This window comes from Staphylococcus sp. GDY8P94P, from assembly GCF_017892255.1.
Taxonomy (GTDB): Bacteria; Bacillota; Bacilli; order Staphylococcales; family Staphylococcaceae; genus Staphylococcus; species Staphylococcus cohnii.
Genome location: NZ_JAESKU010000015.1, coordinates 1 through 21208, shown reverse-complemented (window position 1 = coordinate 21208; position 21208 = coordinate 1). Strand labels below are relative to the sequence as shown.

The window sequence follows — 21208 nt, the reverse complement described above, 5'->3', positions numbered from 1 at the left end:
AATTGGAAAGGAAGTTGAGCCAAAATAATTATACAAGTCGTTGAAGCATTGAACTTAAGATATTCAATTAAACTAGTATTAAAATTATTTAATATTTCAAAATCAACTTATTATCGTTAGAAACACAAATGTGATGAAGTTAATTCAACTACTTAAGAGATTAACTCTATTCGTCAAATTTATCACAGTATAAATAAAAGCACTTATAAATTAATATAAGCGCCTAAATCAACTTTAGTTAGAATGTTGATTATTATCTTTTTTAAAATTATATATGCATGATGCAATACCTAAGCCAAATACTAAAATTATAAGAATATATACTGAATAATTATCTGTTTGTATATAAAACTTAAATAAAGCAAAGCTTAAAAATGCAACAATAAAATAAACTGGTATGAATTTTTTAGACCAAAATATAGAATTTTCCATATCAATTCTCCTAATAATTATTTAGAAACAAGATGCAGCAGCTCCAGTAGCAGCTCCAGTAGCAGCTCCAGAAACGCCACCTACTATTCCACCAGCAACCGTACCAATTCCAGGTACCGCTGAACTGACTCCTGCTCCACCTAGTCCACCAGTGCCTGTTCCACCAGTTGTGCCTAGAGTACATTTAGCCCATCCTTCTTTTTGGTTCTTATCTAAAACTTGGATATCATATCCATCTTTTGTTTCTTTTTATTTTAATACTATGTCTTTATCATCTTTATCTTTTGCTTCTGTAGGTAACTTTTCAGTTTTACCATTCTGATCTTTTCAAGTTACTACGCCATTGTCATTTTGAGTACTTGTAACCCCGTCACTTTACTTAATATGCAATGCGCTTTCGGTAGGCTGACTTAATTTAACATTATCTTTACTTACCCCTGATCCTACTATAATGATAAATAAAAACCACTTTCTATTATGTCACAATAATATTACAAAATCATTGAAACTTGGATACAACACTATCAGAAAAGTCTGAAAGTAAAAAGGTTTTTTGAAAATCCTTTCAATTTTTATTTATCTAATCATTTATATTTATTATTTTCATTAATATAAATGGCAATTATCTAAACTTAAGTTGTTCTGTATGTGGGCTTTAGCAACTTTAATTTCATAATCTTCAATCATTAATTGTGATGTATTCATACCTTAGATATTACTTACTTACCTTAAACCAAATAAAAATACCTAATGGATGCCTATTTCATAGCAATTAATTAAGTGTGTATACATCATATGAATATTATAAATTATGCGAAGAAAAAATCATTACCCGAAGCATGTCCCCCCAAGGGAATTCCAGCTGATAATGCCTTAATCGAATGTTTCCATTCCTCGCTAAAGTGTGAAACGTTATATTAAACAACGGGCTTAATAACTCTAATTAAATTGTCATAGATATTGTCGAAAATTACTTTCAAAACTACTATGTTTAGCTTTTTCTATTAAATCTTAATTAATTATACACTTTTAAAACTGTTCTATAACAGACCTATAACATACCTTAAGTGTATTACTTTTTAATACAGATTCCAAAAGCTTTCACATTTTAGATTAAAATTATTCAAAAACTTTGTGATTTTTTTAACAAAACAAATGATATAATTATTGTGAAAAAAATAACATACTTTTGGAGGTAATGATATGTTAAAAGAAAATAATATGCAATCCACAGCATGGAATGATTTTAAAAAAGGTCGCTGGCAACATCATGTAGATGTAAGAGAATTTATTCAACTAAATTACACATTATACGAAGGTGATGATCAATTTTTAGAAAGTCCTACAGAAGCAACAACTAAGCTTTGGGATCAAGTCATGCAATTGTCTAAAGAAGAACGTGAACGCGGTGGTATGTGGGACATGGACACAAAAATCCCTTCTACCATCACTTCTCACGAGGCAGGTTATCTAAATAAAGAATTAGAAAGCATAGTAGGTGTCCAAACCGATAAACCATTCAAACGTTCAATGCAACCTTTTGGTGGTATTCGCATGGCCAAAGCAGCTTGTGAAGCGTATGGTTATGATTTAAATAGTGAAACTGAAAAAATATTTACTGACTATCGTAAAACGCATAACCAAGGAGTATTCGATGCATACTCCAAAGAAATGCTAAATTGCAGAAAGGCTGGGATCATTACTGGACTTCCAGATGCGTACGGTCGTGGACGTATTATTGGAGATTACCGCAGAGTCGCTTTATATGGTGTAGACTTCCTAATGCAGAAAAAAATGGAAGATTTCAACAATATGTCTAAAGAAACGTCAGAAGATGTCATTCGATTACGCGAAGAATTGTCTGAACAATACCGAGCATTAAATGAATTGAAAACATTAGGTAATATTTATGGATTTGACTTAAGTCGCCCAGCTTATAACTTTAAAGAAGCAGTACAATGGTTGTACTTAGCATATTTAGCAGCGATTAAAGAACAAAACGGTGCAGCTATGAGCTTAGGTCGTACTTCAACATTTTTAGATATCTATGCTGAAAGAGATTTAAACAATGGATTGATTACAGAACGTGAAGTGCAAGAAATCATAGACCACTTTATTATGAAATTACGTATCGTAAAATTCGCGCGAACACCTGACTATAATGAGTTATTCTCTGGTGATCCTACTTGGGTAACAGAATCAATCGGTGGTGTAGGTATTGACGGACGTGCATTAGTAACTAAAAACTCATTCCGATTCTTACATTCACTAGATAATTTAGGTCCAGCACCTGAACCAAACCTCACAGTATTATGGTCAGTTCGCCTACCTGACAATTTTAAAACATATTGCGCAAAAATGAGTATTAAAACAAGTGCAATTCAATATGAAAATGATGACTTAATGAGAGAATCTTATGGTGATGATTATGGTATTGCATGTTGTGTATCTGCTATGACAATTGGTAAACAAATGCAATTTTTTGGCGCTCGTGCTAATTTAGCAAAAACATTATTATATGCTATTAATGGAGGAGTAGATGAAAAATCAGGACGTCAAGTTGGGCCTGCCTATGAAAGTATAAAAATAGAAATCCTAGATTATGATGAAGTATTTGAAAAATTTGATAAAATGATGGATTGGTTAGCTGGAGTATATATTAATTCACTTAATATTATTCATTATATGCATGATAAGTATAGTTATGAACGTATAGAAATGGCATTGCACGATACAAATATCATTAGAACAATGGCTACAGGTATAGCTGGTCTTTCTGTTGCTGCAGATTCATTATCTGCAATCAAATATGCAAAAGTAAAACCTATTCGAGATGAAAATGGTATTGTTACAGATTTTGAAATTGAAGGTGATTTTCCTAAATATGGCAATAATGATGCACGTGTCGATGATTTAGCGATAGACCTTGTAGAACGCTTTATGACAAAATTACGTAGTCATAAAACTTATCGCAATTCGGAACATACAATGAGTGTATTAACGATAACATCAAATGTTGTATATGGTAAGAAGACTGGAAATACACCAGATGGTCGTAAAGCTGGAGAACCATTTGCACCAGGTGCAAACCCTATGCATGGACGTGACCAAAAAGGCGCACTTTCTTCACTTAGTACCGTAGCAAAAATACCTTATGATTGTTGTAAAGATGGTATTTCTAACACATTTAGCATCGTTCCAAAATCACTAGGTAAGGAAAGTAATGATCAATGTAAAAATCTCACAAGTATGTTGGATGGCTATGCAATGCAACACGGACATCACTTAAACATTAATGTATTTAATAGGGAAACACTATTAGATGCAATGGAACACCCTGAAGCATATCCACAATTAACGATTCGTGTTTCTGGTTATGCCTTTAACTTTATTAAATTAACACGAGAACAACAATTAGATGTGATTTCACGTACTTTCCATGAAAAAATGTAATTTGAATTTAAGGCGGCCTATATATGTTAAAAGGACATTTACATTCTGTTGAAAGTTTGGGTACCGTTGATGGTCCAGGATTACGCTATATTTTATTTACACAAGGTTGTTTACTAAGATGTTTATACTGTCATAATCCTGACACTTGGAAAATAAATGACTATACACGCGCAGTTACAGTTGATGAAATGGTAAACGAAATAATACCTTTCAAACCATATTTTGATGCATCAAATGGAGGTGTGACAGTAAGTGGTGGTGAGCCTTTACTACAAATCAAATTCTTAACCACCCTATTTCAATCGTTAAAAAAATATGATATTCATACCTGTATAGATACATCAGCTGGTACTGCGAAAAATACACCCACTTTTGAAAAGCAATTAGATGCTTTATTAAAATATACAGACTTAATATTATTAGATATTAAACATATTGATAATGCTAAACATAAGGAATTAACTGGCCAACCTAATACACATATATTAAACTTTGCTAAAACACTTTCTCGTAAAAGACAGCCTGTTTGGATAAGACATGTGCTAGTGCCAGGTCTTACAGATAATAAACAAGATTTGATGCGGTTAGGTGAATTTATAAATTCACTCGATAACGTTGAGCGCTTTGAAATACTGCCATATCACCAATTAGGTGTGCATAAATGGCAATCACTAGGTATAACTTATGCGTTAAAGCATATAGATGCACCTACTGAGGCTGAAGTAAAACAAGCATATCAATATGTAAATTTTAAAGGTTACACCCCTATTTAACTTTATTCTGACACATTAAAATTATTGCGGTTATTAAAATGTAGCACATCAAAAAAGTAGTGAATGATATCATTTGAAATGTAGATATCATTCGCTACTTTTATTTTTTGCTATTGAACATGAAATTGAATAATATTTTTCAAAATGATATATTAACAGAAACAAATTTTAAGGGGATGTTCATTTGAATACTCATACTTCAACAAAACTAATTTCTATCAGTGCTTCTATGAAATTTATTAATGCTCAAATGATTCCAGGAATTTTGACGCTGTATAATGATAAAATTACGTTTAAAGCAAAAGGAATAATTGAAAACCATGAAATCAAAAGTTTATTCCCTTTTGATGAACTTCAAAGTGTTAAATTTGGTCTATCCTTAACCCCTTTTAGAATAACTATTATGGAATCAGACGGAGAGCCTTGGCTTTTTGACCAGGTTCCAAGAAAAGATGGCAAAAAATTTGTAGAGTTATATAATGTACTTCTTTCTGAATAAGTAACTCATTAGGTTAATCTGAAACTAAGCTATCATTGTGATAGTTTAGTTTTTTTATAAAGACAAATACTACTTTTATATATCAACATCTATTTTGCAACACTTCTCATGTATATCAACTAAAAAGAGTGGCCAAAACATATAAACGTTAGAGCCACTCTCAGATTTTAAATTCTTTATATTTATATCTATTATTTTATTAACTTTCATTTCTAGCAGCTAATTTTTTATCTTCAGCTTTTGAAATGATAAGCGCACAAGCGGCATCACCTGTAATATTGACAGATGTTCGTGTCATATCCAATAATCTATCAATACCTAAAATAATACCAATTGCTGCTGGATCTAATCCAACGGCATTTAAAACCATTGCTAACATAATCAGTCCAACCCCAGGTACGCCAGCTGTACCAATAGATGCTACAACAGCGATGACCACAACAGTTATAATTTGCATAAATGAAAGCTCTACACCTGAGATTTGTGCAATAAATATTGTCGCAACACCTTGCATGATTGCCGTTCCATCCATGTTTATTGTTGCACCGAGAGGTTGTACGAAAGATGCTACTTCTGGTCTAACACCCATATTTTTTGTACATTTAAGTGATACTGGTAAGGTTGCAGTGGAACTCGAAGCACTAAAACCAAGTGTTATTGCAGGAAGAAACCCCTTAAAGAATTTTAGTGGACTTGATTTAGCCACAAATTTCACCGCTGAACCATATACAACGAAGAAATGGATAAATAGCGCTAGAAGCACTATAAAGAAATACATACCAAGTTGTTGGATAGCTCCAAATCCTGCCCCTGTAAATGCATGTGCAACAAGACCAAAAGTACCTATAGGTGCAAATACGCTCATGATCATCGTTACAATATACATTAAAACTTCGTTGGTTTGCTCAAATAACCGATGTACCGCTTCAGCTTTCGAACCAACCATTATCAAACCAACCCCTATGAAAATGGCAAATGTAATAATTTGCAACATATTTTCTTCACTCATGGCTTGTAATGGATTTTTAGGAAAAAGATTGATCAGTGTTTGATCAAACGATTGCTTTGCAGCAGAACTTTGTGAATTATCTTCTTTATCTAATGTTTTTTGATAACTTGAAACATCTTCACTTTTTAATAAATCTGATTTCCCTTCACCCGGTTGTAAAACTAAAGCTAAAGTAATCCCAATAATAATAGCTATTGCAGTAGTAGTTAAAAAGAAACTAATCGTTTTCAACCCAATACCACCTAGTAATTTAGGATCACCCACACCTACTACACCTAACACAATTGAAACAAACACAACAGGCACCACTAACATGAAAATTAAATTCAGAAAAATTTGCCCAATAACATTGAAGACATATTTATCAACGTTGACTACAAAACTCGATTGCGCAAACATGTTAAGTATGGAGCCTATTGCTATACCGAGAATTAACGCTATAACAATTTTCAATGAAAGATTTTTAGTCTTCATAATAACATCCCCTTTATGTTTATTAGATATAGTATATAGTAATATTATACATTTTGAAACAAAAGTATATATTCAATAAAAAAATGCTATGTAAAATAATATTTACATAACATCTAATATATTATATAAGATTATTCTGCATAGCATAAATAGCCGCTTGTGTGCGATCAGATACTTGCAATTTAGCAAATATGTGACTTACATGTGTTTTAACAGTTTTTTCTGAGACAAATAAAGTTTCCGCAATTTCTTTATTTGTTTTACCCTTTGCCATTTCTGTCAATACTTCAGATTCACGTTTAGATAGTTTGTTTGTATAGTGCGGTTTACTGCTTACAGATTCCATCACACTTTGGGCTTGTGGATGGATAACTTTTTCACCTGACAATACATTTTTAATTGTTTTAATCAACTTCTCAGGTTCAACATCTTTCATTTCATAACCATCGGCGCCTTTATCAATTGCCGAAATCACATGTTCATCATCTACATAACTGGTTAGCACTAATATTTTTACTTCGGGATATTTTCGCTTCATAATTTCAGTGATTTCTATACCATTCATATTAGGCATCACTAAATCTAATAATACAATATCGGGTAATTCATGCTCTTCCAAATAACTTAAAAATAATTTGCCATCTGAAAAGCCTTTAACAACCTCTATATCATCAACTGTTGATAATAGAAATTCTAAACCTTGTCTTACGATATGGTGATCATCTACCAAAATGATTCGATTCATCTTGACCTTCCTTTCGAAACTTTATAATGGTATTGAGATATGAATTTTTGTACCTTTGTTTGGTTCACCTTCAATTGTCAATTTACCATTTATCTGTTTAGTCCTTTGTTTCATATTATTCAAGCCATGCGAATGATAAAGATTTGACTTATGTTTATCAAAACCTTTGCCAAAATCAGAGATTGTTACCAATAAATAATTGTCCGCTTGAACTAAATCTAATCGAACTTGAGTGGTTTCACTATGTTTTTTCGTATTATTCATTGCTTCTTGAACAATTCTATAAACATTTTCCTCGATTTGACTTGGAAGTTTAATTAAACCATCCACTTTAACAATTAACTCTAACTGTAGTAATTCACTATACTGTTTTAGTGCACTAACTAATCCTTGTTCTAAACCAACGGGTTTTAATTGCCAAATTAAAGCTCTCATTTCATTTACTGCTTGTTGGCTTGTATCTTCAATCACTTGGAATGCCTTACGAGAAACCTTTTCTTGTGTCATCCCTAATGCTGCGTGTGCTGTCAATTTAACAGAAAAAAGCATTTGGTTTACTGAATCATGTAAATCTCTAGCTAATCTATTACGTTCACTAATACGCGCAGCTTCTTTTTCTTGATCGGTTAAGAGAATCCTTTTTATTGCAGATCCGATTTGCAATGCAACAGATTCTAATAACTCTAAGTTTTCTGCACTATATCTCCTTGTATAAGGTGTTGCAACATTGAGTAACCCAAATTGCTCTTCGCCAGACCTTAACGGTACAGTAGCATGGTGTGTAATACCGTCAGTTTCTTCATGATAAGCCCGATTGGCTAAATTAATTCTCGAACAATTTATAATATTTGAAGCCTTCGTTAACTTTTTATTTTGATATGCTTGAACACACCAACACGTACCCTTTCGCATATATTGACAATGATTATTTTCCAATGCTCCTGGTAAACCATTATATGATACGAGCTCATGTTGCCCCACATCATCAATGAAGAAAATCCAGCCCGTAGTAAATTCACTACCATCAATCAACGATTTTAATGCGCCTTGTAGCATACTATATGTTTCTGTTTCTTCATTTAAAAATTCAGCAATTTCTTTTAATAATGCTAATCTTGTCGGTTTTTCCATTTAACCAGTCCATTCTTTAACAACACTATTTACATACATTATACAAGTTTGTAAAACATTTAAAAATAGATAAATAATTCCTTTTTACTTGAATTAAAACAATGTAAAAAATTATTAAATCAATCTCTGGGTCTAATATTTTTAACAGCGTGTTTATGGTATGATAATAATTGATTAAAGAGGAGGATATTATGAAATTTCAAATCCCAGAAAATTATGATGAATTAACACTTAGAGAAATTTTCCAGCAATTACAATTACCAAAAAAAGATTTACACAATTTAAATATGTCAAAAGAGATTAAAATCAATGATATAAATGCAAAACTCACGTCACAAGTACATACAGGAGATCAAGTTTACATTCCAACACCAGAAGAAAAAAGTAATTATTTACCAAGTTATCGATATGCACAAATTTATTATGAAGACAATGATTTAGCAATCGTTATGAAGCCTAAAGGGGTTAAAACGCATCCTAATGATTTAAAAGAAAGTAATACATTAATGAATCATGTGATATATACAATCAATAGTAACTATGCAGAACCGATACATCGCTTAGATCAAGAAACTGTGGGCTTATTAATTGTTGCTAAAAATCCTTTAATGAAAAAAATCCTAGATCGTATGTTAGAAGAAAATAAAATAGACCGTATCTATAAAGCAAAGGTACATAGCTTGTTACCTATTAAACCACAAACCATTAATGCGCCTATTGGTAAAGATAAATTTCATTCGAACAAGCGCCGAGTATCTACTACAGGACAATCTGCTATTACACACATTTTGTCTTCGAATATGGTCAAAGAAAATGTATGTGAAGTCGATTTGAAATTAGACACGGGTCGAACACACCAAATACGTGTGCATTTAGCAGAAATTGGACATCCAGTTATTGGAGATCCACTATACGGTGATTCAACTTTAAGACAACTCCAATTGAATAGTTATAAAATTGAATTTATTCACCCATTAACACAAGAAAAAATATCAGTTAGTTTAGATGATGAAATTTAAAAGAGATAGGTTGAATTTTCAATTCTCTCTATAGCTTTTATCGCGCGAACAACATTGTAGTTCAAATGACTCAAAATAAATGAAAAAACGTCAATTTCTATTTCATTTTAATAGAAATTGACGTTTCGTCGTTAATCAAAGATATTGATATACCTTAAGATTTTAAATTTATTTAGGTTCAACCATATCTTCCGGTTTAATCCACTTATTAAACTGTTCTTCAGTTAAATATCCAGATTGGATGGCAGATTCTTTTAATGTTAAACCTTCTCGATGGGCTTTTTTAGCTATGCTAGCAGCTTTTTCATACCCAATATGAGGATTTAATGCTGTTACTAACATTAGTGATTGATTTAAATAATTATCAATGTTTTCTTCAATTGGTTCAATGCCTACTGCACAATTATCGTTAAATGTTTGCATGCCATCCGCCAATAAATATATAGACTGCAATGTATTATGCAAAATCACAGGTTTATAGACATTTAATTCAAAATTCCCCTGTGAACTACCTATACCAACCACAGTGTCATTGCCCATAACTTGAACTGCAACCATCGTCAACATTTCACATTGTGTTGGGTTGACTTTACCAGGCATAATAGATGAACCAGGTTCATTTTCTGGTATAGAAATTTCAGCAAGCCCAGCACGTGGTCCAGACGCTAACCATCTCACATCATTTGCAATTTTCATTAAGTCAGTAGCTAAAGCTTTGAGAGAACCATGTAATTGAACGACCTCATCATGCGCAGTTAATGCATGAAATTTATTTTCAGATGATACAAATGGATACCCAGTATTTTTTGAAATAAATTTAGCAACTTTATCACCAAATTCTGGATGAGCGTTAATACCGGTACCTACTGCAGTACCCCCGATTGCTAAATTTAAAATATGCGCTTTTGATTCACTAAGTAATGTTTCACATTTATCTAACATATAACGCCATCCGCTTATTTCTTGGCCTAAACGAATAGGCGTAGCATCTTGTAAATGAGTACGTCCGATTTTTATAATATCATTAAACTTTGCTTCTTTTTCTTTAAAAGTATCACGTAATGATTTTAATGCAGGTTCAAGTTTTACTTCAATTTCATTATATAGTGCAACATGCATCGCAGTAGGGAAAGTATCATTTGAACTTTGAGATTTATTCACATCATCATTTGGATGTATTGACTCATCGCTACCTTGTTCTTTGAGATACATATTCGCAACATAACTCACAACTTCGTTGACGTTCATATTGCTTTGTGTACCGCTTCCTGTTTGCCAAACGACTAATGGGAAGTGTTCATCCAATTCTTTGTTTAATATACGATCACATGCATGAACAATAGCATCTTTTTTTGCGTCACTTAGTTTTCCTAACTCATGATTGGCTAATGCTGCCCCTCTTTTTAATTGAGCAAATCCATAAACAACTTCAATTGGCATTTGTTCTTTTCCAACTGGAAAGTTACGTTTACTTCTTTCTGTTTGTGCACCCCAGTATTTATCTGCAGGTACTTCTATTTCACCAAATGTATCATGTTCAATTCTAACTGACATTTAAAAATCTCCCCTTCAATATGTATTTAACTTTAGTATAGCATTAATTAATTTAACTGAGCAATCTCTTAATATAGCGTTTTCATTACATAAAAAATGTCTGATTAATAACAACGATTTACAAAGCTTAATTAATTAGTTGCTAGCATGAAAAAAACCAGAAACTAATTTTTAGTTCCTGGTTTATACATCTATTCATTATTCTTTTGTAATTGTTACATCGTTAAATTTCACCTTTGCTGCTTGTATAATACCTATTGCAGTTAAAACTAAAAGAATTGCTCCAATAATCATAGTCACAGGACTAACTGTGACAAGAAGCCCTAAAAACCCAGTTAAACTATTATAAAAACCTCCAAGCGGCTTAAATAACAATACTGTTATAACAATACAACATAATACACTAATAATGATCCCAGTTTGATTACTTTTTACAAATGTAGAAGCATTTACTTTATCTACCAGTCCATGTGACAAGTTGATTTGTAGTTGAATAATTTTAAATAAGATTGGCAGATATATTGCTCCAATGGCCATAGGAAAGCCTTTTATAGAAATTAAATTTACAATCACAGCACTTATCATGAGGTATTTCCAATAGTTACTTAACATATTAATGATAACTCCTTAATTCAAATAATGATTTAATAATAACATAATCAAATTTATGTTGGCATTGTTTTTTTATTATTCATATAACCATAAGCAAATAACTTGGCACATTGATTAAATAAATATAAAAAGAAGCGAGAAGGACATCAAATTTTTTAATATTTGATCATCACTTACTCGCTTCCAATTATTTATAAAAGAAATAATGATTTTGTTTGTAAGTAGTACTCATAGAATGTCATTTAGGCTTTGATAGATACTATTTAATCACTTATTAAATAAACGTAACACTTTAATTATCTAAATCAGAACGTACATTTGAATCATGTGATTTATCTAGTTTATCTTCATCATTTTCTTCAGAAATTTGTTCCATTTCTTTTCCCAATTCTACGATATCTTCAAAATCATCGACCATTTCATTTTTGGGTTCTGTTTCATGGTTAGAATACTGTTTATTAGCATTATCATTTGTCATTAGTTACACCTCACATTTTTAATTTTATGCGAAACGTGCAGTGAAATAGTGACGAACATCTTCAGGAAGTCCTTCTGCAGCAGCTTCATCCAAAATAACATTCACCATGCGGTGTGCTTTCAAATCAGATGGCTCAAATGAAGTTTTACCATTTTCTTCATATAATTTATGCACAACATCTTTTTTCTCAGAACCAGTAATCACTAAAATTACTTCTCTTGCAGAAAAGAGACCATGATTGATACTTACATTTAGTTTACCATTTGTATCTATTGACAGTATTTGTGTAATCAATTTACCTTTATTTTCTTTAGTTTTGATTTTATCACTTATAAATGATTCTGTATCTTGACCATATGAAACACTATATATTTGACTTTCTGGTACACCTAACGCTTCAAAATAAGACTTATTGCTATCATAATCTAATATATTAATTTGACTAAAATCTACTGCATGATCATCTACATTTTTCTTTAATTCATCTAATACTGGTGCATTATCATTAGAAAGATGTATGCCTGCTATAGTAGTTGGATTATTGTTAAACTGTTTTCTTAAAATATCTGCAGCGTATTCTGCCACACTTTTTTCGTTTTCTAAAATTTTAAAGTTCATTGCCATAGTTATTACACTCCTCTTAATCTTTTAAGACGCGTTCTAGCATTATTTATAATAATACCCTTGAAGCTATCTTCATAAACTATATAATTTTAATAATCAACTAAATTTTCAAAAACTATTTTTAGCTTTATCTTCATTATACAAATGTCAAAGTCGTTTTTCATCGATTAATATATAATTTAATGTAAATTTGGAAAATTTTGTTGTCTCAACGCTTCATAAATAAGTAAAGATGCAGTATTTGATAAATTTAATGATCTTATATTATCATTCATTGGGATTCTTAATGCTGTATCTTTATATTTCTCCTTTACCCAATCAGGTAAGCCAGTAGTTTCTCTACCAAAAATAAAATAATGATTTTCATCTTCATCAGTAAAATCAAAATCAGAATAAGTTTTTTCACCAAACTTAGTTAATAAGTAATATTCACCTTCCGTACTTTCAAAAAACGATTCTATATTTTCATAATAACTAATATTTACAGAATCCCAATAATCTAATCCTGCTCTTTTCAACATCTTGTCATCTGTACTAAATCCTAATGGTTTTATTAGATGTAAATGTGTATATGTACCGGCACAGGTTCTAGCGATACTACCCGTATTTCCGGGTATCTGTGGTTGAAATAATACAATGTGGTTCGTCATGCTTTTTATTCTCTCCTCATATCTAGTCCTTTTAACATCTCATGTTGGACTTCCTCTAATTCACTGTCGTAGTGTGCTTCAATAAATGGTCTTGCTTGCTCTCCCTGAATTTGTCCAATTGCCCAATAAGCTGTAGCTCTAATCATAGGCCTTGGGTCATTTAATGCGACTTCTTGTAATTCGGGTATCGCAGTTTCCTCTTTAAAATGTGCTAACGCTAGAATTGCGTTTCTTTGAATTGGTTTTTTACCTCTCCAAGCACCTGCTAAATGACCGTAAGTATTTTTAAACTCTTTATTACTCATTTGTAATAATGGTACTAACCTTGGTTTTAATGTTTCTGGTTCTAACACAATATCATCATGCTGTGTATTAATACCACGATTTCTTGGACAAACTTGTTGACATGTATCACAGCCATAAAGTCGATTACCAATTTTATATCGATATTCATCTTGCATGTAACCTTTTGTCTGTGTTAAAAAACTAATACATTTTTGACTATTTAGTTGTCGATCACCAACTAAAGCTCCTGTTGGACAACGGTCAACACAAATTGTACAATCTCCACAACTATCAATGATTGGGTCATCAGGAGGAAAAGGAACACTAACTAACATTTCTCCTAAATAAGTCCAAGTACCGAGATCTGGATTTATGACAAATCCATTTCTACCTACATAACCTAATCCTGCGCGTTCTGCAACAGCTCGGTCTGACAACACACCCGTATCAACCATAGATTTAATTTCCACATCTGGGACTCTAGCCTCTAAATACTCAGCTAATTTATCTAAACGTTTTCTCATGATTGAATGATAATCTTGGCCCCAAGATGCCCTTGCAAACATACCTCTTCTGTCTCCACGCACGCTTCTAGGTGCACCTTTTAATTTATTGGGATAACCAACAGCAATAGCAATAATAGATCTTGCAGTAGGCAATGTTAACTTAGGTTCAGTACGCAAACCAATATCTGGTTCTTCAAATCCAGAGGCATATCCCTTTTCATGATAATCAACTAATTTTTGCTTTAATTCATCAAATGGATCAGCCGTGGTAAAACCAATACTATCAATACCAATTGAGTGAGCATAGTCTATGACATCTTGTTTCAATTGATCTACATTCATTTTTCACACCCCACCTTAAAAACATACATTCTATAGTTTAACATATTCATTATTAATAAGAGAATTCGATAATCCAATTTTCAATATTTATTAAAAAAACCAAGGTGCTATGAATGAATTACAATAATCCATTGCCAAACACCTTGGTTGATTTTATATTTATAAAACACGTGCTAAAAAGTTTCTAGTTCTATCATGTTGTGGTTGCTCAAAAATATTTTGTGGTGTACCTGATTCCACAATGACACCATCAGCCATAAATACAACTTTATCACTCACGTCTTTTGCAAAATTCATTTCGTGTGTTACAACTGCCATAGTCATACCTTCTTTGGCTAAATCTTTCATTACTTCTAAAACATCACCAACCACTTCAGGATCTAGTGCTGAGGTGGGCTCATCAAACAGAAGTACTTCTGGATTCATTGCTAAAGCTCTAGCAATAGCAACCCTTTGCTTTTGCCCACCCGATAATTGAGCAGGATATGCATTAGCCTTATCTTCTAATCCAACTTTTTTCAACAAATCCATTGCTTCCTTTTTCAAATCTCTTTGATTACCCTTTTTTAATAAACTAGGAGCCAATATGATATTGTCTATAACCTTCTTATGTGGAAATAAATTAAAATTTTGAAAAACCATACCCATCTGTTGTCTTAGTGTTTCTAATTTAGTTTTTTCATTTGTTAAACTATGATCTTTAAATATCACTTCACCACTTGAAGGGGTTTCAAGAAGGTTTATACAGCGTAAAAGTGTACTTTTACCACTACCTGAAGGACCTATTATAGCAACAACATCACCTTTATCCACCGTTAGATTTATCCCTTTTAAAATTTCATTTTTTCCAAAAGATTTATATAAATTTTTAATATTAATCACTAACTTTCAATCTCCCTTCGAAGAAATACATCACTCTTGATAAAGTAAATGTAAGTATAAAGTATAATATTGCAGCTACAATGAGCGGTGTAAATGGATCAAATGATGCTCCTTGTACAACTTGTGCATTGAACATTATTTCACTAACACCTATTACGGATACAATTGATGATTCTTTAATAACAGTAACAAACTCATTACCTAAAGCTGGTAATATGTTTTTTACAGCCTGTGGCAAAATAACTGATTTCATTGTTTGACCATATGTAAGTCCTAAACTTCTTGCAGCTTCAGTTTGTCCTTTATCAACTGCATTAATACCAGCTCTTATAATTTCAGCAATGTAAGCTGAACAGTTTATAACAAGTGCTATCATACCACATATCAAAGCTGAGATATCTAGACCTAAAACTGCTGTGGTACCAAAATAAACTAGAAATACTTGAACTAATAAAGGAGTGCCTCTTAAAAATTCAATATAAGCTGAAGAAATCCATCTCAATATTTTCACTTTACTTAATTTTAATAATGCAATAAATGCACCAAATACAGCACCTAAAACGACTCCAACTATAGAAATTAAAATCGTGTTTTTAATTCCTTTTAAGAAAAAGCTGCCATATTTCGTAAAGAAATTACCGTCATCTTTTTGCATTGCATCAGCAGCTGACGCTTTATAATCTTCCAGCAAATTTTTATTTTTAACATCTTTGATAGAGGTGTTTAATTTATCCATAAGCATGGGAGAATTTTTAGGTAAGGCAATTGCCGTTTCTTTTCTACCTTCATTAAACTTAACATCATTAGCAAAAGTTAAATCTTTATTTTGTTTTAAATATGCTTCTGCAACTGGCCCTTCAATTACCATTCCATTAACTTTTCCGCTTTTCAATGACATTATAACTTCAGGTACACGTGTTAAAGATTGAATTTGTGCATTATCGATTTCAGTTTGCGCAATTTTTTCTTGTTGTGTTTGCTTTTGTACACCTATTTTTTTATTCGCAAAATCTTCAATTGTTTTGAAACGATCTGCCTCAGACTTTTTAATAATCATTTTTTGATCGACTGTCATATAAGGGTTTGAAAAATCCACCTCTTTCAAACGTTCTGGTGTAGGTGTCATTCCAGAAATAATGATATCAATTTTACCAGTTTGTATCGCACCTAATAAACTATCAAACTGCATATTTACAATTTTTAATTTTAAATGATTATCTTTCGCAATCTTTTTTGCGATATCAATATCAATGCCTGCATACTTTGATTTACCATTAACATTATGTTCAAACTCATATGGTGCATAATCAGCTGATAAACCAACACGCAATTCACCACGCTCTTTAATTTTATGCCATTGATCTTTTTCACTAGCATTTACTTCTGGATTTATGTAAATAATTAAAGTACTTATAAGGAATGAAAAAACAGTAATCACTTTCAATATTTGTTTCATCTATTAATCCCCTTTCTATAATATTTATTATTATACATAATTACGCAAAAATATTCAATAAGAGGTTTGTATATTTTTCTTAATTTTAAAAGTTCATGTTCGTATGATTACATAAAATGGTATATTTGATGTCGTCAACTGACAGCTATATTCTATATATATTAAAAAAACACCTCCATTTAATATGAAGGTGTTTTTTAGCTCGTCGTTCTGATTTCAAAATTTATATCAATTAATATGTATAATGACTGTTATAAACATGCATTATAATATTGAAAGATAGATAAAACGCTTAACTATTTATTATCTATGTGATTGTAAAACTTTGTTACTGCTTAGGAATTTCAAATTTATAAATATCATCTGTATATTTACGCATCATTTTTTTACAAATTTCATGCACAAAGAATGCTGATACAAATGGTATTATAAAATATCCAAATACTAATAAAATAATATTCATGGTCGGATCTCCATCCATTCGATTAAACGCATTGATAGGTCCAACCAAACCAGTATAACCAAAACCAGCAGACATTGGTGTACCTTTAATTCCAATAAAATAAGCTATTAAGCCACCAATCACGCCATTAATGATTAATGGTATTGCAATAATTAAATGTTTAAAATAAACAGGAATCATCATCTTAGCTGCCCCAATAATCAATACTAAATTGACGCCAGCACCGTTAACTCTAATTGAACCAAATAAAAAAGTCACACAAGCTGCTACAATACCCATATTAGCTGCACCACTACCTAAACCAGATAAGCTAATTGCCGTTGCAATAGCAACTACAGATATTGGTGTAACCATCAACAAAGCATATGTGACACATATCAATATAGACATCATCAATGGATTTAACTCTGTAAATGCATTTACTACATGACCAATTCCTTTAGTGACATTTGATACATAACCTAACGTAAACAAACCTATAAATCCACTTATAACAGGAATAATAACAGGTAACAAAATCATTTCCAGTGACCCTAATTTATTTTGTAATAACAAATATAAAGAACAAGATATCATTACAACTAAAATAGTATTAATGATATCACCAATGCCATTAAGTAAAAATCCATCCGGTGTCATCTTAACAGCACCACTACCGATCATAGCAGAAACTCCTATCATCGTGGCACCAGCACCGCTAAATTTAAATTGATGCGCTGCTAAAACACCAATTATAAATGCCATAAATGATTGAATCAAAACGACTAACTGATAAATAGTTTCTAGTAATTGGTTGCCTTCTTTAAAAAACTTTAAAAATTCACCTAATAATGCATTAGGTATTAATGCTATGACTACACCTGCTCCAACAGCTTGTAAAATATTACTAAAAAATGTTTTCCTTGTAACCTTGGCTGTGCTAGATTTTACCATTCTTGTATCCTCCAAATATAACATTAGACTTATAATATTATATTTTCGACTAAACTACAATATGAAGTTTAATATTAAAAACCAAGATTTAAATATTTAACAGTATCTTATAATATATAACAGCTCACCGTTTGAATAAGAAATAATTTTTAATTGTCAGTTCACTTCTAACAAATTGACAACTTAAATTTTGCGAAAAAAGTTTAAATAACTAAAAAACTATCAATGTAATAAATGTACAACAAACTTTCCTATTATTTACAAAATCAGTAGAGTAAGTATGTATTGTTAAACTGATAATTAGATTATCAAGCAAAAATAAAATTTCTACACCCTTGCAGGCCAATAATTTTCACAATATTTTGTAGCTATTCAATGTTCAAAATATTTAAAGTCAATGGTATTTAATGAAATCCATAAAAAAAGAAACCCCATAATAATGAGGTTTCTGAGAAATACTAATTCGCTATTTATACCAGCGGTCGGGATCGAACCGACACTCCAAAAAGGAACGGGATTTTGAGTCCCGCGCGTCTGCCAATTCCGCCACGCTGGCTCAATGTTATAAACAAAAAACTTCCAATCAGGAAGTGATAATGGAGCGGAAGATAGGACTTACACCTATATCTCATTCCGGGAAGGAATGTGTTCTAAGAGTTAAACTACTCCCGCATAATATAAAAATTAAATGGAGCGGAAGATAGGACTTACACCTATATCTCATTCCGGGAAGGAATGTGTTCTAAGAGTTAAACTACTCCCGCATGATATTAAATTAAATGGAGCGGAAGATAGGGCTTGCACCTATATCTCATTCCGGGAAGGAATGTGTTCTAGAAATTGAACTACTCCCGCATAATTCATGGAGGCGGCAACCGGATTTGAACCGGTGATAAAGGTTTTGCAGACCTCTGCCTTACCACTTGGCTATGCCGCCAATAAAACTGGGCTAGCTGGATTCGAACCAGCGCGTGACGGAGTCAAAGTCCGTTGCCTTACCGCTTGGCTATAGCCCATTAATAAATAAGGGCGGCTGATGGGAATCGAACCCACGAGTGTCGGAACCACAATCCGATGCGTTAACCACTTCGCCACAACCGCCATGGCAGGGGCAGTAGGAATCGAACCCACATCGAAGGTTTTGGAGACCTTTATTCTACCTTTGAACTATGCCCCTATTAAATTAAATGGTGGAGGGGGGCAGATTCGAACTGCCGAACCCGAAGGAGCGGATTTACAGTCCGCCGCGTTTAGCCACTTCGCTACCCCTCCATGAAAATGGTGCCGGCCAGAGGACTTGAACCCCCAACCTACTGATTACAAGTCAGTTGCTCTACCAGTTGAGCTAGGCCGGCTTGTATAAAATGGTTCAAGACAGAGTCGAACTGCCGACACATGGAGCTTCAATCCATTGCTCTACCAACTGAGCTATTGAACCATAATATTAAAATAATGGCGGTCTCGACGGGAATCGAACCCGCGATCTCCTGCGTGACAGGCAGGCGTGTTAACCGCTACACTACGAGACCAAATTATGTAATTGCGGGAGGCGGATTCGAACCACCGACCTTCGGGTTATGAGCCCGACGAGCTACCGAACTGCTCCATCCCGCGATAATGATATTAATGGCGGAGGAAGAGGGATTCGAACCCCCGCGAGCCGTTAAGCTCCTGTCGGTTTTCAAGACCGATCCCTTCAGCCGAACTTGGGTATTCCTCCATAAATATATGATAATAAAATTATTAAATTGTAATAAAATGGCGGAGGAAGAGGGATTCGAACCCCCGCGGGCCGTTAAGCCCCTGTCGGTTTTCAAGACCGATCCCTTCAGCCGGACTTGGGTATTCCTCCAAAATTATATGGACCTTGCAGGATTCGAACCTGCGACCGAACGGTTATGAGCCGTTAGCTCTGACCAACTGAGCTAAAGGTCCAGAGTATAATTTACAACTAATAATAGTGGCGGTGGAGGGAATCGAACCCACGACCTCACGGGTATGAACCGTACGCTCTAGCCAGCTGAGCTACACCGCCGTTGTAATTTAGTTTGAATCAATAATAAATGGTGGAGACTAGCGGGATCGAACCGCTGACCTCCTGCGTGCAAAGCAGGCGCTCTCCCAGCTGAGCTAAGCCCCCATTTTAAAATTTATTTTAGCAGATATCGGGAAGACAGGATTCGAACCTACGACCCCTTGGTCCCAAACCAAGTGCTCTACCAAGCTGAGCTACTTCCCGTTTTTCATAGGATGAAGCATTAATTACGCGCCCGATAGGAGTCGAACCCATAACCTCTTGATCCGTAGTCAAGCACTCTATCCAGTTGAGCTACGGGCGCTTAATTCAAAGATGGTGCCGAGGACCGGAATCGAACCGGTACGATGATCTCTCATCGCAGGATTTTAAGTCCTGTGCGTCTGCCAGTTCCGCCACCCCGGCAAAATAATGGAGCAGAAGACGGGATTCGAACCCGCGACCCCGACCTTGGCAAGGTCGTATTCTACCGCTGAACTACTTCTGCAAATGCGGGTGAAGGGAGTCGAACCCCCACGCCGTAAGGCGCTAGATCCTAAGTCTAGTGCGTCTGCCAATTCCGCCACACCCGCGATATTTGTTTAATGGTGAGCCATAGAGGATTCGAACCTCTGACCCTCTGATTAAAAGTCAGATGCTCTACCAACTGAGCTAATGGCTCTAAACATGGTGCCGGCCAGAGGACTTGAACCCCCAACCTACTGATTACAAGTCAGTTGCTCTACCAGTTGAGCTAGGCCGGCAAATTAAATGGTGGAGGATGACGGGTTCGAACCGCCGACCCTCTGCTTGTAAGGCAGATGCTCTCCCAGCTGAGCTAATCCTCCATTTATAATTGCCTGGCAACGTCCTA

At 33.5% G+C, this 21208-nt stretch carries 17 protein-coding genes, 26 tRNA genes and 1 pseudogene; 5 read left to right on the top strand and 39 right to left on the bottom strand.

Annotation, left to right across the window (positions count from 1 at the left end; all coding sequences use genetic code 11):
- Nucleotides 1-234: 234 nt before the first annotated feature.
- Nucleotides 235-432 (bottom strand): hypothetical protein, encoded by a 198-nt coding sequence (locus KA926_RS09535; protein WP_107384716.1) that lies wholly within the window; start codon nt 430-432, stop codon nt 235-237.
- 725 nt (nt 433-1157) lie between these two features.
- Between KA926_RS09535 and KA926_RS14195 the strand changes: the two are divergent.
- The 4 genes and pseudogenes from KA926_RS14195 to KA926_RS09520 all read left to right on the top strand — a co-directional run.
- Nucleotides 1158-1350 (top strand): annotated as a pseudogene (locus tag KA926_RS14195) (IS3-like element ISLmo1 family transposase); the annotation flags it as partial.
- Nucleotides 1351-1635: 285 nt separating this feature from the next.
- Nucleotides 1636-3885, top strand: a complete 2250-nt coding sequence (pflB, locus tag KA926_RS09530) for a formate C-acetyltransferase (protein ID WP_210144190.1) — start codon at nt 1636-1638, stop codon at nt 3883-3885.
- A 23-nt stretch (nt 3886-3908) separates the two neighbouring features.
- Entirely contained in the window at nt 3909-4658 is a 750-nt protein-coding gene (gene pflA / locus KA926_RS09525; RefSeq protein WP_210144188.1) for a pyruvate formate-lyase-activating protein, read from the top strand.
- Between the two features lie 184 nt (nt 4659-4842).
- Nucleotides 4843-5157: a hypothetical protein gene (locus tag KA926_RS09520; protein WP_224396796.1), complete on the top strand. Its 315-nt coding sequence runs from the start codon at nt 4843-4845 to the stop codon at nt 5155-5157.
- Between the two features lie 199 nt (nt 5158-5356).
- Here the strand turns inward: KA926_RS09520 and KA926_RS09515 are convergent, their stop codons facing one another.
- The 3 genes from KA926_RS09515 to KA926_RS09505 form a co-directional block, all read right to left on the bottom strand.
- Nucleotides 5357-6640, bottom strand: a complete 1284-nt coding sequence (locus KA926_RS09515; protein ID WP_210144186.1) for a dicarboxylate/amino acid:cation symporter — start codon at nt 6638-6640, stop codon at nt 5357-5359.
- 121 nt (nt 6641-6761) lie between these two features.
- Nucleotides 6762-7385: a response regulator gene (locus KA926_RS09510; RefSeq protein WP_210144185.1), complete on the bottom strand. Its 624-nt coding sequence runs from the start codon at nt 7383-7385 to the stop codon at nt 6762-6764.
- A gap of 21 nt (nt 7386-7406) precedes the next feature.
- The gene (locus tag KA926_RS09505; RefSeq protein ID WP_107386063.1) at nt 7407-8516 is read right to left on the bottom strand and encodes a GAF domain-containing sensor histidine kinase; all 1110 of its coding nucleotides are present in this window, start codon (nt 8514-8516) and stop codon (nt 7407-7409) included.
- A 191-nt stretch (nt 8517-8707) separates the two neighbouring features.
- On the opposite strand from KA926_RS09505, the gene KA926_RS09500 reads away from it, so the two are divergent.
- Entirely contained in the window at nt 8708-9535 is an 828-nt protein-coding gene (locus tag KA926_RS09500) for an RluA family pseudouridine synthase (protein WP_210144183.1), read from the top strand.
- Between the two features lie 168 nt (nt 9536-9703).
- On the opposite strand, the gene fumC is transcribed toward KA926_RS09500, so the two are convergent.
- From fumC to KA926_RS09325, 35 genes are all read right to left on the bottom strand, one after another.
- Entirely contained in the window at nt 9704-11089 is a 1386-nt protein-coding gene (gene fumC / locus KA926_RS09495; RefSeq protein ID WP_210144182.1) for a class II fumarate hydratase, read from the bottom strand.
- A gap of 198 nt (nt 11090-11287) precedes the next feature.
- A complete protein-coding gene (locus KA926_RS09490) occupies nt 11288-11701 on the bottom strand; it encodes a hypothetical protein (RefSeq protein ID WP_181187692.1) in 414 nt (137 codons plus the stop codon).
- Nucleotides 11702-11993: 292 nt separating this feature from the next.
- A complete protein-coding gene (locus tag KA926_RS09485; protein ID WP_107384707.1) occupies nt 11994-12179 on the bottom strand; it encodes an SAS053 family DNA gyrase inhibitor in 186 nt (61 codons plus the stop codon).
- Nucleotides 12180-12203: 24 nt separating this feature from the next.
- On the bottom strand, nt 12204-12803 hold the full coding sequence (locus KA926_RS09480) for a sugar phosphate isomerase family (RefSeq protein WP_107384706.1): 600 nt from the start codon (nt 12801-12803) through the stop codon (nt 12204-12206).
- 179 nt (nt 12804-12982) lie between these two features.
- The gene (trmL, locus tag KA926_RS09475) at nt 12983-13453 is read right to left on the bottom strand and encodes a tRNA (uridine(34)/cytosine(34)/5-carboxymethylaminomethyluridine(34)-2'-O)-methyltransferase TrmL (protein WP_107386552.1); all 471 of its coding nucleotides are present in this window, start codon (nt 13451-13453) and stop codon (nt 12983-12985) included.
- A 5-nt stretch (nt 13454-13458) separates the two neighbouring features.
- A complete protein-coding gene (queG, locus tag KA926_RS09470; protein WP_210144180.1) occupies nt 13459-14586 on the bottom strand; it encodes a tRNA epoxyqueuosine(34) reductase QueG in 1128 nt (375 codons plus the stop codon).
- A 159-nt stretch (nt 14587-14745) separates the two neighbouring features.
- Nucleotides 14746-15468, bottom strand: a complete 723-nt coding sequence (locus tag KA926_RS09465) for an amino acid ABC transporter ATP-binding protein (RefSeq protein WP_210144178.1) — start codon at nt 15466-15468, stop codon at nt 14746-14748.
- The gene (locus tag KA926_RS09460; RefSeq protein ID WP_064263714.1) at nt 15461-16924 is read right to left on the bottom strand and encodes an ABC transporter substrate-binding protein/permease; all 1464 of its coding nucleotides are present in this window, start codon (nt 16922-16924) and stop codon (nt 15461-15463) included. The genes KA926_RS09465 and KA926_RS09460 overlap by 8 nt, the downstream gene beginning before the upstream one ends.
- Before the next feature lie 328 nt (nt 16925-17252).
- A complete protein-coding gene (locus tag KA926_RS09455; protein WP_210144176.1) occupies nt 17253-18320 on the bottom strand; it encodes a PTS sugar transporter subunit IIC in 1068 nt (355 codons plus the stop codon).
- Nucleotides 18321-18793: 473 nt separating this feature from the next.
- Nucleotides 18794-18876, bottom strand: a tRNA-Leu gene (locus KA926_RS09450).
- A gap of 41 nt (nt 18877-18917) precedes the next feature.
- Nucleotides 18918-18992 (bottom strand) — tRNA-Gly (locus KA926_RS09445).
- Nucleotides 18993-19009: 17 nt separating this feature from the next.
- A tRNA-Gly gene (locus KA926_RS09440) sits at nt 19010-19084 on the bottom strand.
- A 16-nt stretch (nt 19085-19100) separates the two neighbouring features.
- Nucleotides 19101-19175: transfer RNA gene (locus KA926_RS09435), tRNA-Gly, on the bottom strand.
- A gap of 8 nt (nt 19176-19183) precedes the next feature.
- A tRNA-Cys gene (locus KA926_RS09430) sits at nt 19184-19257 on the bottom strand.
- Between the two features lie 7 nt (nt 19258-19264).
- A tRNA-Gln gene (locus KA926_RS09425) sits at nt 19265-19336 on the bottom strand.
- Nucleotides 19337-19348: 12 nt separating this feature from the next.
- Nucleotides 19349-19421: transfer RNA gene (locus KA926_RS09420), tRNA-His, on the bottom strand.
- 2 nt (nt 19422-19423) lie between these two features.
- A tRNA-Trp gene (locus tag KA926_RS09415) sits at nt 19424-19497 on the bottom strand.
- A gap of 11 nt (nt 19498-19508) precedes the next feature.
- A tRNA-Tyr gene (locus tag KA926_RS09410) sits at nt 19509-19592 on the bottom strand.
- A gap of 7 nt (nt 19593-19599) precedes the next feature.
- A tRNA-Thr gene (locus tag KA926_RS09405) sits at nt 19600-19675 on the bottom strand.
- Between the two features lie 10 nt (nt 19676-19685).
- Nucleotides 19686-19758, bottom strand: a tRNA-Phe gene (locus KA926_RS09400).
- A gap of 15 nt (nt 19759-19773) precedes the next feature.
- Nucleotides 19774-19849, bottom strand: a tRNA-Asp gene (locus tag KA926_RS09395).
- A gap of 11 nt (nt 19850-19860) precedes the next feature.
- Nucleotides 19861-19934, bottom strand: a tRNA-Met gene (locus KA926_RS09390).
- Between the two features lie 13 nt (nt 19935-19947).
- Nucleotides 19948-20040 (bottom strand) — tRNA-Ser (locus tag KA926_RS09385).
- A gap of 39 nt (nt 20041-20079) precedes the next feature.
- A tRNA-Ser gene (locus KA926_RS09380) sits at nt 20080-20172 on the bottom strand.
- A 9-nt stretch (nt 20173-20181) separates the two neighbouring features.
- Nucleotides 20182-20255, bottom strand: a tRNA-Ile gene (locus KA926_RS09375).
- A 26-nt stretch (nt 20256-20281) separates the two neighbouring features.
- Nucleotides 20282-20355, bottom strand: a tRNA-Met gene (locus KA926_RS09370).
- 29 nt (nt 20356-20384) lie between these two features.
- Nucleotides 20385-20460 (bottom strand) — tRNA-Ala (locus tag KA926_RS09365).
- Between the two features lie 25 nt (nt 20461-20485).
- A tRNA-Pro gene (locus KA926_RS09360) sits at nt 20486-20559 on the bottom strand.
- Between the two features lie 26 nt (nt 20560-20585).
- A tRNA-Arg gene (locus KA926_RS09355) sits at nt 20586-20659 on the bottom strand.
- 12 nt (nt 20660-20671) lie between these two features.
- A tRNA-Leu gene (locus KA926_RS09350) sits at nt 20672-20760 on the bottom strand.
- 7 nt (nt 20761-20767) lie between these two features.
- Nucleotides 20768-20842: transfer RNA gene (locus KA926_RS09345), tRNA-Gly, on the bottom strand.
- 3 nt (nt 20843-20845) lie between these two features.
- Nucleotides 20846-20927: transfer RNA gene (locus KA926_RS09340), tRNA-Leu, on the bottom strand.
- A 13-nt stretch (nt 20928-20940) separates the two neighbouring features.
- A tRNA-Lys gene (locus KA926_RS09335) sits at nt 20941-21016 on the bottom strand.
- 6 nt (nt 21017-21022) lie between these two features.
- Nucleotides 21023-21098 (bottom strand) — tRNA-Thr (locus KA926_RS09330).
- Between the two features lie 8 nt (nt 21099-21106).
- Nucleotides 21107-21182: transfer RNA gene (locus KA926_RS09325), tRNA-Val, on the bottom strand.
- Nucleotides 21183-21208 lie beyond the last annotated feature (26 nt).

Bases quoted from the DNA above. Each gene is read 5' to 3' on its own strand.
- KA926_RS09535 (WP_107384716.1), bottom strand. From the start codon at position 432: ATGGAAAATTCTATATTTTGGTCTAAAAAATTCATACCAGTTTATTTT.
- pflB (WP_210144190.1), top strand. From the start codon at position 1,636: ATGTTAAAAGAAAATAATATGCAATCCACAGCATGGAATGATTTTAAA.
- pflA (WP_210144188.1), top strand. From the start codon at position 3,909: ATGTTAAAAGGACATTTACATTCTGTTGAAAGTTTGGGTACCGTTGAT.
- KA926_RS09515 (WP_210144186.1), bottom strand. From the start codon at position 6,640: ATGAAGACTAAAAATCTTTCATTGAAAATTGTTATAGCGTTAATTCTC.
- KA926_RS09510 (WP_210144185.1), bottom strand. From the start codon at position 7,385: ATGAATCGAATCATTTTGGTAGATGATCACCATATCGTAAGACAAGGT.
- KA926_RS09505 (WP_107386063.1), bottom strand. From the start codon at position 8,516: ATGGAAAAACCGACAAGATTAGCATTATTAAAAGAAATTGCTGAATTT.
- KA926_RS09500 (WP_210144183.1), top strand. From the start codon at position 8,708: ATGAAATTTCAAATCCCAGAAAATTATGATGAATTAACACTTAGAGAA.
- fumC (WP_210144182.1), bottom strand. From the start codon at position 11,089: ATGTCAGTTAGAATTGAACATGATACATTTGGTGAAATAGAAGTACCT.
- KA926_RS09490 (WP_181187692.1), bottom strand. From the start codon at position 11,701: ATGTTAAGTAACTATTGGAAATACCTCATGATAAGTGCTGTGATTGTA.
- KA926_RS09485 (WP_107384707.1), bottom strand. From the start codon at position 12,179: ATGACAAATGATAATGCTAATAAACAGTATTCTAACCATGAAACAGAA.
- KA926_RS09480 (WP_107384706.1), bottom strand. From the start codon at position 12,803: ATGGCAATGAACTTTAAAATTTTAGAAAACGAAAAAAGTGTGGCAGAA.
- trmL (WP_107386552.1), bottom strand. From the start codon at position 13,453: ATGACGAACCACATTGTATTATTTCAACCACAGATACCCGGAAATACG.
- queG (WP_210144180.1), bottom strand. From the start codon at position 14,586: ATGAATGTAGATCAATTGAAACAAGATGTCATAGACTATGCTCACTCA.
- KA926_RS09460 (WP_064263714.1), bottom strand. From the start codon at position 16,924: ATGAAACAAATATTGAAAGTGATTACTGTTTTTTCATTCCTTATAAGT.
- KA926_RS09455 (WP_210144176.1), bottom strand. From the start codon at position 18,320: ATGGTAAAATCTAGCACAGCCAAGGTTACAAGGAAAACATTTTTTAGT.